Annotated in this window: 12 protein-coding genes; 7 read left to right on the forward strand and 5 right to left on the reverse strand. The window is 54.9% G+C overall.

Translation table 11 applies throughout. From position 1 onward, the window contains the following. The 3 genes from GOB85_RS06845 to pheS are packed head-to-tail and all read right to left on the reverse strand — an operon-like array spanning position 1 to position 4,736. Complete coding sequence (locus tag GOB85_RS06845) at positions 1-1,149, reverse strand: ATP phosphoribosyltransferase regulatory subunit (protein WP_173576814.1); 1,149 nt, start codon at positions 1,147-1,149, stop codon at positions 1-3. Positions 1,150-1,202: 53 nt separating this feature from the next. After that, complete coding sequence (pheT, locus tag GOB85_RS06850) at positions 1,203-3,665, reverse strand: phenylalanine--tRNA ligase subunit beta (RefSeq protein ID WP_173576815.1); 2,463 nt, start codon at positions 3,663-3,665, stop codon at positions 1,203-1,205. 3 nt (positions 3,666-3,668) lie between these two features. After that, positions 3,669-4,736, reverse strand: a complete 1,068-nt coding sequence (pheS, locus tag GOB85_RS06855) for a phenylalanine--tRNA ligase subunit alpha (protein WP_173576816.1) — start codon at positions 4,734-4,736, stop codon at positions 3,669-3,671. Positions 4,737-4,986: 250 nt separating this feature from the next. Between pheS and GOB85_RS06860 the strand changes: the two genes are divergently transcribed. From GOB85_RS06860 to GOB85_RS06890, 7 genes are all read left to right on the forward strand, one after another. Next, positions 4,987-7,167, forward strand: coding sequence for a hypothetical protein (locus GOB85_RS06860; protein WP_173576817.1), 2,181 nt, complete (start codon positions 4,987-4,989; stop codon positions 7,165-7,167). A gap of 259 nt (positions 7,168-7,426) precedes the next feature. Then, entirely contained in the window at positions 7,427-8,428 is a 1,002-nt protein-coding gene (hemB, locus tag GOB85_RS06865; RefSeq protein WP_173576818.1) for a porphobilinogen synthase, read from the forward strand. A gap of 150 nt (positions 8,429-8,578) precedes the next feature. Further along, the gene (locus GOB85_RS06870) at positions 8,579-9,346 is read left to right on the forward strand and encodes an arginyltransferase (RefSeq protein ID WP_173576819.1); all 768 of its coding nucleotides are present in this window, start codon (positions 8,579-8,581) and stop codon (positions 9,344-9,346) included. Between the two features lie 127 nt (positions 9,347-9,473). Next, positions 9,474-10,154, forward strand: a complete 681-nt coding sequence (locus GOB85_RS06875; protein WP_146887381.1) for a winged helix-turn-helix domain-containing protein — start codon at positions 9,474-9,476, stop codon at positions 10,152-10,154. Between the two features lie 191 nt (positions 10,155-10,345). Then, entirely contained in the window at positions 10,346-11,821 is a 1,476-nt protein-coding gene (locus GOB85_RS06880) for a sensor histidine kinase (RefSeq protein WP_338421669.1), read from the forward strand. Beyond that, the gene (locus GOB85_RS06885; protein ID WP_173576821.1) at positions 11,818-12,210 is read left to right on the forward strand and encodes a hypothetical protein; all 393 of its coding nucleotides are present in this window, start codon (positions 11,818-11,820) and stop codon (positions 12,208-12,210) included. The genes GOB85_RS06880 and GOB85_RS06885 overlap by 4 nt, the downstream gene beginning before the upstream one ends. Beyond that, on the forward strand, positions 12,207-12,896 hold the full coding sequence (locus tag GOB85_RS06890; RefSeq protein WP_173576822.1) for an SIMPL domain-containing protein: 690 nt from the start codon (positions 12,207-12,209) through the stop codon (positions 12,894-12,896). The genes GOB85_RS06885 and GOB85_RS06890 overlap by 4 nt, the downstream gene beginning before the upstream one ends. Before the next feature lie 94 nt (positions 12,897-12,990). Here the strand turns inward: GOB85_RS06890 and GOB85_RS06895 are convergent, their stop codons facing one another. After that, a complete protein-coding gene (locus GOB85_RS06895) occupies positions 12,991-13,569 on the reverse strand; it encodes a DJ-1/PfpI family protein (protein WP_173576823.1) in 579 nt (192 codons plus the stop codon). An 11-nt stretch (positions 13,570-13,580) separates the two neighbouring features. Continuing rightward, the gene (gene moaB / locus GOB85_RS06900; RefSeq protein ID WP_173576824.1) at positions 13,581-14,111 is read right to left on the reverse strand and encodes a molybdenum cofactor biosynthesis protein B; all 531 of its coding nucleotides are present in this window, start codon (positions 14,109-14,111) and stop codon (positions 13,581-13,583) included. Positions 14,112-14,266 lie beyond the last annotated feature (155 nt).

Raw genomic sequence — 14,266 nt, forward strand, 5'->3', positions numbered from 1 at the left:
TTAATCAAGCGATATGAGCTTATCGCCCTGGACAACGGAGGAACAGGACAGACGTCGCGCTTCTTCTTCAGGCTGCTCATGCGAATCAAGGCCTGCGACTGTCACATATCCTGCCGTGCGCAACAATTTCGCGACGGACGGGTCTGTTCCAGACGAAATATAGACCCGACCGGGCAATGTTCGGCGCGGAGCCGCTCTGAAAACTGCGTCAGGTCGAAAAGTGAGGCCACAGGCCGGTTCATTATCGTTACAGAGATAGCGTCCACCGCGGCCGAGCTCTTCTCCGCTATCAAGCGCGTAAGCAGTGACACAGACGCCGGTGTGATATTTCCAGCCACGGAATTCCACCGGATCGACCGTGATCTGCAAATCAGGGAGTCTCGTCCGAATAGCCTCAACAGATGCTCTCAATCGCTCGCTGAACAAACGTGTGACAGCTGGCAGATCAGCAGTCCTCAGGGCTTCCAGTGCCTGGTCTGCTGCACCGGCAGCGCTGAGGAGTCCGATCAGTGTATTGGCAATCGCTCCCCCATGCTGCGCGATGGCAGCGGCGTCTTTGCGGTCCAGAGCATGCATCAGAGCCGTTCTTGCTGCCCCGGGAAGTCCCGCCTGCTCAATCAGGGACGGAGCCAGAGGAGGCATCGTCAGATCGAACGAAACAGCAGTGACACCAAGGCAGGCAAGCGCCTCTGCCGCAACGGCCACAACTTCGGCATCTGCTTCGACGCTATCAGGGCCGATAAGTTCGATTCCAGCCTGCCCGATTTGTCTTTCATTCTGCCCGGCGCTGCCATTCCCGACAATAACGGATTGTCCGGCATAAGAAAGACGCAGAGGCCTTTGGACCCCGACGAGCCGGGTAGAAGCGATGCGGGCAATCTGCGGCGTGATATCCGGACGCAGCGCCATCATCCTGCGTGTATCAGGATCCATCAGACGGAAGGCCTGATCGGCAAGTGCAGCGCCCGCCCCCCCCAGCAATGTATCCTCAAACTCCAGCAAAGGCGGCGCTACACGCTCATATCCATGGCTGGCAAAGACCGACAGCAACGTCTCCGTACCACTTGCCTCCGCCTGCGCGTCAAGTGGAAGACGATCAACAAAGCCGGACGGCAAAAGCGCCGGTGAAGGAGACTGGTCGGTTGTCATGATGCGCTCATATCACCGCATATCCCGCACGTCATGCCCGACAAATGCCTGCTTCATGACCGCAGGACCGCATTCGTGGCTTTTGCCACTGCGGCAACGACCTTTTCCGAGACTTTTTCAATCTCTGCATCCGTCAGGCTGACGCTCTCCGGCTGCAGTGTCACTTCAATTCCTATCGATTTCTGACCATCAGGAAGCTTGCTTCCTTCATAAATATCGAAAAGCGACACACCCGTTATCAGAGCGCGCTCCGCTCCTCGTGCGGCCCGCAATACCGAATCAACCGGCGTGTCATTCCTGACAAGGAAAGCGAAATCCCGGCGCACCGGCTGCAGCGCAGAAAAATCCGGTGCAGTTCTGCGACGCTTCTTCGGGTCGCTGATCCGGTCAAGGAAGATTTCAAACGCGACAACGGGCACCTCAAACCCCGCATCCTGAAGCAGTGACGGGTGCAGTTCGCCAAAAGCAGCCAGCACAGTCTTCGGACCAAGCCTCAATATACCCGAACGACCGGGATGATAATATTTTGGAGCATCGGCCGTAATTGTCAGCGCATCAGACGAGACCCCCAGAGACGTCAGTACATCTGTCGCATCAGCCCTGGCTGCCATGAATGTCATCACCTCACCACCGCCGCCAGGCTGGCGCGGTGTACGCCCGGAACGAAGACCAGCGACAATTGTTGTCTGCCCGTCCTCCGCGAAACCGGCACCGATTTCGAACAATCCGAGATCTGGCCAGCCACGCGCCGTGTTGCGCCGAACGGCTGCCAGCAGACCCGGCAGAGGTGTCGGACGCATCTGATCGAGGTCGGCGGCGATTGGATTAAGCAGCCTCAGAGACTCGGGCGCATCTCCGAATTTAGCGGCTTCCTCGTGTGCAATGAAGGAAAATCCGATCGTTTCCAGAAGGCCTCGTGTTGCGAGCACGCGGCGCACCCGTGCCACACGGGTGCGGGCCGGCGTCATCGACACACCCGGCACTGTGGAAACGGGAGGCAGCGGTATCGGCGCAACCTGATCCAGTCCCTTGATACGGAGGATTTCCTCTATCAGATCGCATTCTGGTTCAATATGAGCAACGGCACTTTCAAGCACCATGCACTGCTCAGGCGAGAGTGTCGGCGCCGGATCAAGGACGACCGGTTGCGCGACATCGTTGCGCCAGGACGGGACCGCAACAGTTACACTATGCTCATCGCGTAACTTTGTCTCAAAACCAAGGTGACCGAGGATCACTACAGCTTCTTCGGGCGCGATATCGAGACCGCCAAGGGCGCTGATTCTCTCAAATCTCAGCCGTGCATCCCTTTGCCAGTGCGGCTGATTACCTGCTGAAACCACTTCACTGGCTTCCCCGCCACAGAGATCCATAATCAGGCGGGTTGCAGCTTCCAGCGCGGCGACAGGCATCGCCTGATCAACGCCTCGCTCAAAACGGTAGCGAGCGTCGGAACTGATCCCAAGCCGCCGCCCGGTCAGGGCAATACGCACAGGATCGAACAGAGCACATTCGACAAAAACATCCGTCGTCCGATCTGTCACCTCAGTGTCGGAACCTCCCATGATGCCTGCAATGGACTGCACCCCGGCGCCATCCGCGATCACGCAGTCTTCAGCCGTGACGATGTAATCTTTACCGTCAAGAGCACGAACAGTCTCGTTCCCCCCCCGGCAGAGAGACAGAGTATTGCCTTTGATCCGGTCTGCATCAAAAACATGCAGCGGGCGGCCAAGATCGATGGTGAACAGATTTGTGATATCGACAAGAGTCGAAATGGACCGCAGGCCGACGGATTCCAGTTTATCCCGCAGCCATTTCGGACTTGGTCCGTTCTTTACACCGCGAACTGTCCGGCCCAGCACCCATGGACAGGCTTCCGGATAGCTGATGCTCCAGCTTATCGGACACTCAAAGGTTCCTTCGACGGTATCAGCCAGAAAAGGCTTCAGTTCACCAATGCCTGCAGCAGCCAGATCGCGCGCGATCCCGTAAATAGCGAGGGCATCGCCACGATTGGGTGTCACTGCAATCTCAATGACCGTATCATCAAGACCGGCAAAATCCGCGTATGACTCACCAGGCAATGTGTCCTCTGGCAGTTCGGCAATACCATCCGTTTCCTGCCCCAGCCCCAGTTCCCGCAGCGAACAGAGCATGCCGCCACTGGCCTCACCCCGAATTTTGCCTGCCTTGATGGTGATATCCGATCCCGGAACATATGTTCCGGGCGGAGCAAAAATTACAGCAATACCTGCACGTGCGTTTGGCGCGCCACAAACGACCTGCACCTCGCCGAGGTCCGGCCCGGCATCAACTTTACACACCCTTAGCCGATCAGCGTTCGGATGCTGAATAGCCTCCAGAATACGAGCGGTACGGAACGGCGCCAGTTGCGCACCGAGTTGCTCCACATGCTCGACCTCAAGGCCGATACGATTCAGCGTTGCACAGATTTCATCGGCCGTAGCGCTGGTTTCGAGGTGATCGCGGAGCCAGGATAGCGTGAACTTCATGGATCAGAATCCCTCATGCAGCAGAGCGGGAACGAGTGGATCAGTTCCATAATGCCGTAGCCACCGGACGTCGCTTTCGTAGAATGAACGCAGGTCCGGGATACCGTTCTTCAGCATCGATAAACGCTCAATCCCCATACCGAATGCGAATCCCTGCCACTCTTCCGGATTGAGACCGCAATTCGCCAGAACACGGGGATGAACCATGCCGGAACCCAGAACCTCCAGCCAGTCTTTACCTCCGCCGATTTCTCCGGTTTTGCGGGACCAGCCAATATCGACTTCCATGGATGGCTCGGTAAAGGGAAAGTAGGACGCCCGAAAGCGAACTGGCAGGTCTGGCTTCCCAAAGAACACGCGCAGGAACTCGATCAGACAACCTTTGAGATGTCCGAGCGTGATTCCACGATCAATAACCAGACCTTCGCACTGATGAAACATCGGAGAATGCGTGGCATCATGATCCGCGCGATAGGTCCGTCCAGGCGCGATGATGCGGATCGGAGGCTTATTGCCGAGCATCGTGCGGATCTGCACGCCAGACGTCTGTGTTCTCAGGACACGATTGCGACCGTCCCCTTCTGCCGGAAGATAAAATGTATCGTGATCCGTGCGGGCAGAATGGTGTTCAGGGGTATTGAGAGCCGAGAAATTATGCCAGTCGGTCTCAATGTCGGGCCCTTCCGCGATAGAAAAGCCCATGGCGCCAAAGATGGCAGTAATTTCTTCCACGGCCTGGCTGACAGGATGGATTGCACCGCGACCTGCCTCCATGACGGGAACAGAAACATCCACGCGTTCAGCGGTAAGGCGGGCGTCAAGAGCGGCGGTTTCGAGTTCCTGGCCTCGTGCCTCAATGGCTCTGGTGAGTTCATCGCGCAGACGATTGAGCAGTAATCCCCGTGTCTTTCGTTCTTCTGCGTCCATGCGGCCGAGCTGTTTCAGCAACCCGGTGAGCTGGCCTGACTTACCAAGAACGCTGACACGGATCGCATCCCACGCGCGATGATCTGAGGCGGCAGCAAGCGCGTTCAGGCACTCCTCCCGAAGAATATTGACATCGTCGCTCATGTGACCCCGTCCGCGTGTTACGCCCCATCCACCAGGAAGTGACCGTTCTTTTATGGGCGGATAGCTGCTTCGGAAGCCCGAGAAAACCCCCCATGCAACAGGATCGACCAACAGCCCCACCTGATGACCGTCCGGACTCATTATCGGCGGAGCGAGTGGAGACGGGGTAATATCCGCATCGGTTCACACAGATTTTGCGACAGATATTGAACGACTTTTCTTTAATTTTATTTCGCCAATCCAGCAGGATATGATGATACGGATTTTTTCGCGGGCTTTCCCGAATACACAACATCGAGAATTTAAACATCACTCCCTGACGACATCCTGGCGCCGTATCACTCTCGGCATGGCTGCTGCTTACATTATGCCGTTTTATTCAGGTGCTCTTGCCTCCTCTGTATTTACAGTAGCCGAAATCAGCGGCACCACTGTCGTCTCTGGGACAAACCAGACGCTTGCCAGCGTCGTCAGTGCCGGCCAGCAGAACACGAGCACTATCAGTTCCGTCTCTGCTACCGTTAACCAGATCTATTTCACGGCACTATCCGCACTTCAGAGCTCTCAGCTTGGCCAGCCAGACGGTCCTGCCGCACTTGATGCATCCGGTTCACTGACTGATCCGGTTGCCACGACAACCTCGACAGCCAGCGATTATGCGACAGTCGGATGGAATGATGCAATTCAATGGACGGTCACAGGCACAGGCAGCAACATTCAGGAAGCTAATCCCCCGGTCGCTTTCAATCACCGATGGATGATGGATAACAATACGGTCGACGATTACATGCCTCCGACCCATCTGCGACTTGGCGGATCGCAGGAGTTCGATGGCGTTCCTCTCTTCATCCACAATATCCCTTACGGTGAGGGCAATATGGGCATTGTTGAGGGCGTTTATATGCAATCTGAAAATATGCGTGGTTCAATTGCCGGCGTTGGCGTTGGCGACGCAAATGGCATTGCTACTACCGATAATTTCGATGCCGTGGCGCGTTATACCTACGCGGGCCCGAGTTCACCGGTTTTCACGACAACAGGGGCGGCGGTTACTGCACCGGACAACCTGACACATATCCCGACATTTACTTCCTGGGGAGCCACATTTTCCAACCCACTTCCTCAGAAATGGTCAGACTGGATCAAGGCTCATAATCATGTACGGATGATGACCAACGAACTGGGAGCCAGCACAGGAGAAATCAGAACTTATGCTGGTGTGCTGACCGGTTATGGTGCCAACGCAAGTGGTCTCATTACAGAGATTTATACAGACGGATGGCGTATTTTCGATCAGCCTTCCGCCACAGCCAATCAGATTCCGGGGACATCAACGGCGGACGGCTCGACGCCGGCAATTGACACGGTATGGTCAGACTTCACTGATCCGGCAATTATGTTCGGAGTTTATACCAAAGCATTTGCTAATAATGTAATCTGCTATTTACCGGGACCGACGCCACACGCACAGCCAGGCGACATTAACGACCCGACAGGCAAGGCAAACAACCAGACACGAAGTTGCGAAGGCATCGAATACGATCTCTGGGACAATGACCAGACAAATAACACAGCCTATATGCACGGCATCACAGTCGCATACAGCGGCAGAAGCAATCCGACAGCCGATAGTTATGACATGAACCTTGCTGGCGGAAACGCCAACATGCTTGAGATCAACGGTGAATGGTATTCGCAGAACATTGCCTCAAGGCCATTTGCGTCCGGCAGCTTCGGCGGGCCTGATTATACTCAGGGCTCCCAAAAAGTAGTGGCGGAATTCGATCAATCAAACAGTCCTGGCTGGGTAGCTGACACGGCGTGGCCGGGCTCTTCTCACGATATGCGCCTGACAGTCTGGAACACGCGCAATCTCGACGATACCAATAATACAAATGATTACAATGACATCACGACCAGCATGGGTGTTCAGGTCGATGGTCACAACGACATCCGGAGCCTTTCCATGGACGGCACTCTGCAGGAGCATCTGGAATTCAATCCGGCAACTTACCCAAACGGAATTGCACTATGTGGCTACAGTGGCTGCGGCTTCGCGGTTGACCGCAACGGAGCAGCGCAACTGATCGCCGATGGAACCGTGACCAACGGAAAGTCAATCTACTTCAACGACGCGAATAATGTTCAGCGTGGAAATATCTGGGCAGGAACAGACGGAGCGGTCCACATCTCGCAGACGGCAGGAGACAACGGCAATGTCGTTGTCGACGCAAGACTCAAGAGCAATGGCGCTGTCAATGCACCAGTCAGTACTTATTCTGCTCTGCCGACCAGCGGATCTGTCACCGGAGACCAGCGTTACTGCAGTGATTGTTATTCAGTGACGGGCTCGACCAGCCAGAAAGGGATTCCCGTCTGGTGGAATGGTTCGGCATGGACTGATGCCATAGGAGCCACTGTAAAATATTAAAATTACGTCATCTCAGAATGTTCGGCATATTTGTTAAATATACGAATCGTTTTGTTACGAAAAAATCCCGAAAACAGGGTTGCGCGCTCGTCTGTTTGCAGACGGACAGAAAGGGATCATATTTCCGTTAGCGGCGGGGCATATCCCGCAGTGAAAGTGCGATCTTTTGCTCCGGCTCACGGATTGCACTTCTGAATTGATCACAAGCTGATCCGGGCGGGGAGTGTCTGCTCTCCGATCGGTGTCAGAGGAGCCATTCATGACCATCGGTCGTTTTCCCTTAACCCGACTACGCCGCAACCGGCACGACCGGTTTACCCGCAGACTGGTCGCCGAGACATCTCTTTCCATTGATGATCTGATCTGGCCGATCTTCATCATGGAGGGAACAAACTCCGTTACTGATGTTGCTTCGATGCCTGGCGTACAGCGAGTGACGCTTGACCGGCTTGCCGCTCATGTCGAACGGGCAGCTAAGGTCGACATCCCCGCTCTCGCACTTTTTCCGATCACCCCCGCTGAAGTGCGTGATGAAAAAGGCACGGATGCCATGAACCCGGACAATCTGATGTGCCGGGCAGCCCGCCTGCTTAAGAAGGAATTTCCCGGGATCGGCCTTATTGGCGACGTCGCACTTGATCCTTACACAAGCCACGGTCATGACGGGATTATTCGCGATGGCTATGTCATCAACGATGAGTCGGTGCAGATTCTGAAGCGTCAGGCGACCAATCAGGCGGCTGCCGGGATCGATATTATCGCACCATCCGACATGATGGACGGTCGGATTGAAGCCATCAGGCGTGATCTCGATGAAAGCGGCTTCGTTAACACACGGATTATGTCCTACGCGGCTAAGTATGCCAGCGCGTTCTACGGCCCGTTTCGCGATGCGCTGGGTTCGGGAGGTCTCCTGAAGGGTGACAAAAAAACCTATCAGATGGACCCCGCCAATTCGGACGAAGCTCTGCGGGAAGTCGAAAGCGATCTCCTGGAAGGCGCGGATATGGTGATGGTGAAACCGGGAATGCCGTATCTCGACATCATCCGACGCGTCCAGGAGCGCTTCGCGGTTCCTACCTTTGCCTATCAGGTATCCGGTGAATACGCGATGCTGATGGCGGCAATACAGAACGGCTGGCTTGATCACGAGCAGGCCATGATGGAAAGTCTGCTGGCCTTTAAGCGTGCCGGCGCGAATGGCGTTCTGACTTATTTCGCCATCGAAGCCGCCGAACGAATCCATAAAGGGTTGGGCTGACGGGGGGCCATTATTAGTCTCAGGTATGATTTGCATACACTAGGGTGATTGAAACCTGTCCGGTCTTACCCACATTATCAGTCCTGACCTCAGCAGGTAACGGACGGTATCCGTTGCCTGCTATGGCGCAAAATAAGGAGGCGTGAGACCGTGACCTATTCATCGCGTCATCCTCAGTTTTTCTATACGACGGCTCCCCTGCCCTGTCCGTATCTGCCGGAGCGAATGGAGAGAAAAGTCGTCACAGACCTCGCCGGCGCCGACGCGGAAGGTCTGCATGAGCGGCTGTCGCGTTCCGGATTTCGCCGCAGTCATACGATTGCTTATGCACCGGTCTGTAACGGCTGTAACGCCTGTATACCGATCCGCATTCCCGTGATGCGGTTCCTTCCCAGCCGGACACAACGCCGAATCATGAAGGCTAACGCCACAATTGAAGGATTTGAAATGCCGGCACGGGCAACTGCCGAGCAGTTCATCCTGTTTCATCAGTATCAGATGGCGCGTCATGCTGAAGGTGATATGGCGGGGATGAGCTTCACTGACTATCGCTCGATGGTCGAAGACACCCCGATCGAGACGAATATCATCGAATTCCGTACGCAAAACGATCAGCTGACCGGAGTCAGTCTCGTAGACAGACTGGGAGATGGTCTTTCCGCTGTCTATAGCTTTTTCGATCCGACCATGGATGCCCGCTCACCTGGAACCTTCGCAGTGATGTGGTTGATCGAACGAGCTCGCGCCAGAAATTTGCCATACGTTTACCTTGGCTACTGGATCGCAGAAAGTCGTAAAATGGCTTACAAATCGAATTTCAGGCCTGCGGAAATTCTGTTCCGTGGCATGTGGCGCGACCTGGATGCCGCTAAAGCACTACCCGGAATGCCCCTCAAAGAAGAACCGGCGGCTTCTTAGCAGCTTTATCGTAAGCAGGCACTCCATTTTATCCGTACGAGCAACGGCGTTCAGGTGACAGGCAGGCGCGCGCTCTCTAGACTTGAAGTACCCGATACACGGGACATCGCAGTTGCGGAGTCACATCATGCGTATACTTCTCGTTGAAGATGACCCGACCGTCCGAAGCTTCGTGGCAAAAGGCCTCACTGAAACGGGCCATCTCGTCGAACAGGCCGACAATGGAAAAGACGGCCTGTTTCTGGCAGTCAGCGAGAAATTCGATGTCATTATTCTGGACCGGATGCTACCCGGCGGTATCGACGGTCTTCGCATTCTTGAAACCCTCCGCGCCCAGTCCAACGCCACACCAGTTCTGATTCTTTCGGCGCTGGCCGATGTGGATGACCGGGTCGCCGGCCTCAAATCAGGCAGCGATGATTATCTGACCAAACCTTTTGCTTTTTCGGAACTTCTCGCCCGGGTGGAGGCCCTGGGGCGCCGGGGTCGGAATGAGGCAGCTCCCCAGACCAAACTCGAAGTTGGCGGACTGGAGATGGATCTTCTGTCGCGCAGCGTGCGCCGCGATGGACAGAAAATCGACCTTCAGCCACGGGAGTTTCGTCTTCTTGAATTTCTCATGCGCCACGCAGGACAGGTGGTAACCCGCACCATGCTGCTGGAGGGAGTATGGGATTACCATTTTGATCCGCAGACCAACGTCATCGACGTCCATGTTTCAAGACTGCGTCAGAAAGTCGATAAGCCCTTTTCACAGCCATTGATCCAGACCGTGCGCAACTCAGGTTATATGCTGCGCGCAGACTGAGCCATGAAAAGCAGCTGTACAATATGGCTTTCGGATCAGCTCATAAGGACGGTCGATCTGAAATCGCTTAATTCAAAATTCGATTTGGGTCGGGCGGAGTGATTCCGGTTCACTCCGCTGCGAACAGACGTAATGGGCGGACTGAAAACCGGAAAAACCGGCGCTTTTCCTACGCTGCTTTTCGTCATCATATCGGTGGTCTCCGTTCCGCCGGAGTTCGCTTTGCACTCGGTTACGCTGTCCTCTTCTGGGTTTCGGCAGTAATGTTCCTGTCTGTCATCTGGTGGGGCACCGCTGGTTTACTGGAACGTCAGGTTGAAGCATCAGTCTCCGCGGATGCGCGGGCTTTATCGGAACGATGGACCGATGGAGGGCTTTCAGCGCTGGCTCTGACCATTGAAGACCGACTTGAAGACAACGTCGATGACGACGCGCTTTACCTTCTTGTCGATCCACACGGTCAGCGCGTGGCCGGCAATCTTTCTGCCTGGCCTGGCGATGTCGCAATGAGCGGTGTCTGGTATCAGTTGACTATCCGACGGGCAGGTTCCCGCGGCATCGCTGAAGTGCAGGCATTCGATTTACCAAGCGGCTATCGATTACTGGTCGGGCGAGACGTCCGAGGTCGCACCAATCTGCGCAGGCTTCTGACTGATACGCTGTTATGGGCGTGGGTCGTCATTACTATTCTGACGCTCGTCGGCGCCCTTCTGGTGCGCAACATGTTTCGGCGGATGATCTCCTCCATCGCCCGAACCACCTCTGCTATAGCACATGGCGACATGGGCCGGCGAATGAACGTGTCCGGGCGTGGCGATGAACTCGATGAGGTCGCCGAAGCAATCAACGAAATGCTCGACCGTATCGCGCGGCTGATGGACGGCGTAAAGCAGGTTTCCAATGCCATTGCGCACGATCTCCGCACCCCAATCACCCGGGCAAGAACTCAGCTCGAATATGCTGCATTGCATGCGCCTGATGAAGCAGCACTGCGCATGGCTATCGAAAACGGCGTAAATGATCTCGATAATATCACAACGGTCTTCGAGGCTTTGTTACGAATTGCGCAGATTGAAGCCGGATCACGTCGCTCCGCCTTCGCATCATTTGATCTCGTCACCGTTTTGCAGGATATTGTCGAACTTTATGAACCTGTCGCTGAAGAACAGGAGATCCGCGTCGTTCCCCGAATGCCTGAGCGTATCTCGTTTTATGGCGACCGTTCTATGATCCAGCAGGCAATATCCAATCTTCTCGATAATGCTATCAAATTTTCACCGCATGGCGGGACCATTACTGTCTCCGCCGCTATAGGTCCCGATTTATCTCATGACGGGAAATCGCCCGGACAAGCTACGACCATCGCCGTGACAGATGAGGGCATGGGAATGAGCGAAGCCGATCTTGATCGTGCCTCCGAAAGATTTTTTCGTGCCGACTCAGCCCGCAACACGCCGGGATCAGGCCTTGGGCTGTCACTGGTACAGGCTATCGTACAATTACATGGCGGCATATTGCAATTTGTACGGCGTTCACCAGGTTTATCGGTAGAAATGCAGCTCCCCATTTCAGGAAAGAGTAAAGAAGCACCTGAAACCGACATGAAGCAGGATTCACAGTCTTCCCATCATCAGGACAGATCCGTGATGATACAGCCTCACATATGAAACGTGTGATTCTCTTAGTTGTTATGCCTGCCCTGGCTCTGGAACTATGTGGTGCCACGGCTGAGCAGGAGGTAACTGGCTCCTCACCCGCCCTGTTTACCGCGAATCAGCTACCATCTTATCTGAACGCCGACAAAGCCCGGTCAGAACAGGAGAATCAGGACCGCAAAGAGGCAGAAAACGACAGTGGCATTGAGGTGACATCTGATAGTCGTGATTTCTGTTCACGCTTGCTTCACGTTATTGATGCCCGTAGCAATGATGCAGTGAGTTCCATAAGAACGTTGCGTCATGAAGGAGAGCGCCTGTGCGACGAAGGCCATGTCCGACTGGGGCTGGCGCGGCTTCGGGAAGCGCTTATCATGCTCAAAGGCAAGGATCATCAATGAGAGGTTCAAAACTGGCTGCAGCCATCGCAGCTGTCTGCCTGTGTTTTAGCTGGAGCGCCTCAGCAGAGTCTCCGAGAGGAACCGATGACGATCGGACGAAACTCCATGTGACAGGCTCCGGTTCGGTGGAAGCATCACCAGATCTGATCACCGCCACTCTGACCGTGCGTACGGAAGCTGGCAATGCTGCCCGGGCACAGACGGGAACAAATGACATGACACATAAAGCCATGACGATGACTCAGGGTGTGAGCGGCGTGTCAGCTTCTGCGGGCGCCTATTCTGTATCGCAGAACAGTTCGGGCAATAATAATCCACGAAACTGGGAGGCCCGTCAGACCCTCTCTGTGAAATCGAAGAACCCGGAGACACTGTTATCGCTCGTTGGCCGGTTGCAATCAGCGGGGTTGCTTCTGGAAGGCCTGGACTGGTCACTCTCTGACGACCACCGCAAAGCGCTCATGCGTGATGCTGAGAAGCAGGCAGTGCAGGATATGCTTCACCGGGCCACCGGTATTGCTTCAGAGCTTTCCATGAAGGTTGCTTCAATTGCGGACGTGACCGTGGATGAGTCCATGATCCCGCACCCAATGATGTTCATGGCTCGCGCGGCAGCAGCCCCCATGTCGACACCGGATACACAGAAAGTGACTGCAATGGTGCGAGCGACCCTGCTGCTTAAATAACCACCCCACGATGAAGTGTCCTGTTAATTTGTTCACTCGCTGACAAAACTACCATTTCGGACAACGCCATACGGAGTTGCCCGGAATGGTGCGCTCAGATGGATACGTTCGCGCCAAGCACTTTCAGGAACTGAGCGAGCCAGGCCGGATGAGCAGGCCACGCCGGAGCGGTGACAAGCTGATCATCTGTGACAGCTTCAGTCACCGGGATATCCGCATAAACTCCGCCTGCCATCTCGACCTCAGGACGACATGCCGGATATGCGGAAACATGTCGTCCTTTCACCATGCCTGCCGCCGTAAGAATCTGGATTCCATGACAGATGCAGGCAATCGGCCGATCTGAGAACGCCTGGACCATCGCTATGACTTTAGGATCAAGCCGTAAATATTCTGGCATACGGCCACCCGGAACAATCAGTCCGATATAATCATCGAGAGACACTGCATCAAAATCAGCAGTCAGAGCGAAATGGTGCCCGGGTTTTTCGCTGTAAGTCTGCGCGCCTTCAAAATCATGGATGGCAGTGATAACTGTCTCACCCTTTTTCTTGCCAGGCGAGATAACATCGACCGTGTAACCTACCATCGTCAGTGCCTGGAATGGCACCATGATTTCGTAGTCTTCCACATAATCGCCGGCGAGCATGAGTAGCCGAATATCGTCTGTCATCCGTAATTCCCCTATTGTTCCTGCAGACGTGGCATAAGCTCGACAAAATTGCAGGGCATGTGGCGACTATCGAGCTGGAACACCAGGATATCGTCCCAGCCGTCCTTTACCGCGCCACTCGAACCAGGGAGAGCAAACAGGTAAGTTCCCCGGGCAACACCGGCAAGCGCACGAGACTGGATCGTTGACGTGCCTATTTTGTTGTAGGACAGCATCCGAAATAACTCGCCAAAACCTTCAATGCGTTTTTCCAGAACCCGATCAAATGCCTCCGGTGTGACATCGCGACCTGTCACGCCGGTTCCTCCATTTGTGATGACGACATCGATTTCCGGATCAGCTATCCAGCCCTCGAGCCGTTTCACCAGCTTCCCCGCATCGTCCTGCTCGATGCAGCGATCAGCAACAATGTGACCAGCACCTTCAATCCGCTCAGCAAGCACTTTGCCGGAAATATCGGTTTCGGGCGTACGTGTGTCCGAGACTGTCAGGACTGCGATCCGGACGGGCAGAAACGGTTTGGAATGATCAATACGTGTCATGCTTCGAGCATATCCCCGCAGCGGCGCCTCACGTCAATATTCATGCAAAAATGTCACGCAAGGATGTTTTTTTGCCCTATGACATCGCAAAAAGCCATTGCGGCATGTTAGATAACGAAAATGATCCACAAAAGATCAACGCGTGGTCCGCGCAA

Source organism: Acetobacter fallax (assembly GCF_011516735.1).
Classification (GTDB): Bacteria; Pseudomonadota; Alphaproteobacteria; order Acetobacterales; family Acetobacteraceae; genus Acetobacter; species Acetobacter fallax.

What these genes read in the sequence shown, in the direction of transcription:
- GOB85_RS06845 (WP_173576814.1), bottom strand. Translation starts at nt 1,149, where the DNA reads ATGACAACCGACCAGTCTCCTTCACCGGCGCTTTTGCCGTCCGGCTTT.
- pheT (WP_173576815.1), bottom strand. Translation starts at nt 3,665, where the DNA reads ATGAAGTTCACGCTATCCTGGCTCCGCGATCACCTCGAAACCAGCGCT.
- pheS (WP_173576816.1), bottom strand. Translation starts at nt 4,736, where the DNA reads ATGAGCGACGATGTCAATATTCTTCGGGAGGAGTGCCTGAACGCGCTT.
- GOB85_RS06860 (WP_173576817.1), top strand. Translation starts at nt 4,987, where the DNA reads ATGATGATACGGATTTTTTCGCGGGCTTTCCCGAATACACAACATCGA.
- hemB (WP_173576818.1), top strand. Translation starts at nt 7,427, where the DNA reads ATGACCATCGGTCGTTTTCCCTTAACCCGACTACGCCGCAACCGGCAC.
- GOB85_RS06875 (WP_146887381.1), top strand. Translation starts at nt 9,474, where the DNA reads ATGCGTATACTTCTCGTTGAAGATGACCCGACCGTCCGAAGCTTCGTG.
- GOB85_RS06885 (WP_173576821.1), top strand. Translation starts at nt 11,818, where the DNA reads ATGAAACGTGTGATTCTCTTAGTTGTTATGCCTGCCCTGGCTCTGGAA.
- GOB85_RS06890 (WP_173576822.1), top strand. Translation starts at nt 12,207, where the DNA reads ATGAGAGGTTCAAAACTGGCTGCAGCCATCGCAGCTGTCTGCCTGTGT.
- GOB85_RS06895 (WP_173576823.1), bottom strand. Translation starts at nt 13,569, where the DNA reads ATGACAGACGATATTCGGCTACTCATGCTCGCCGGCGATTATGTGGAA.
- moaB (WP_173576824.1), bottom strand. Translation starts at nt 14,111, where the DNA reads ATGACACGTATTGATCATTCCAAACCGTTTCTGCCCGTCCGGATCGCA.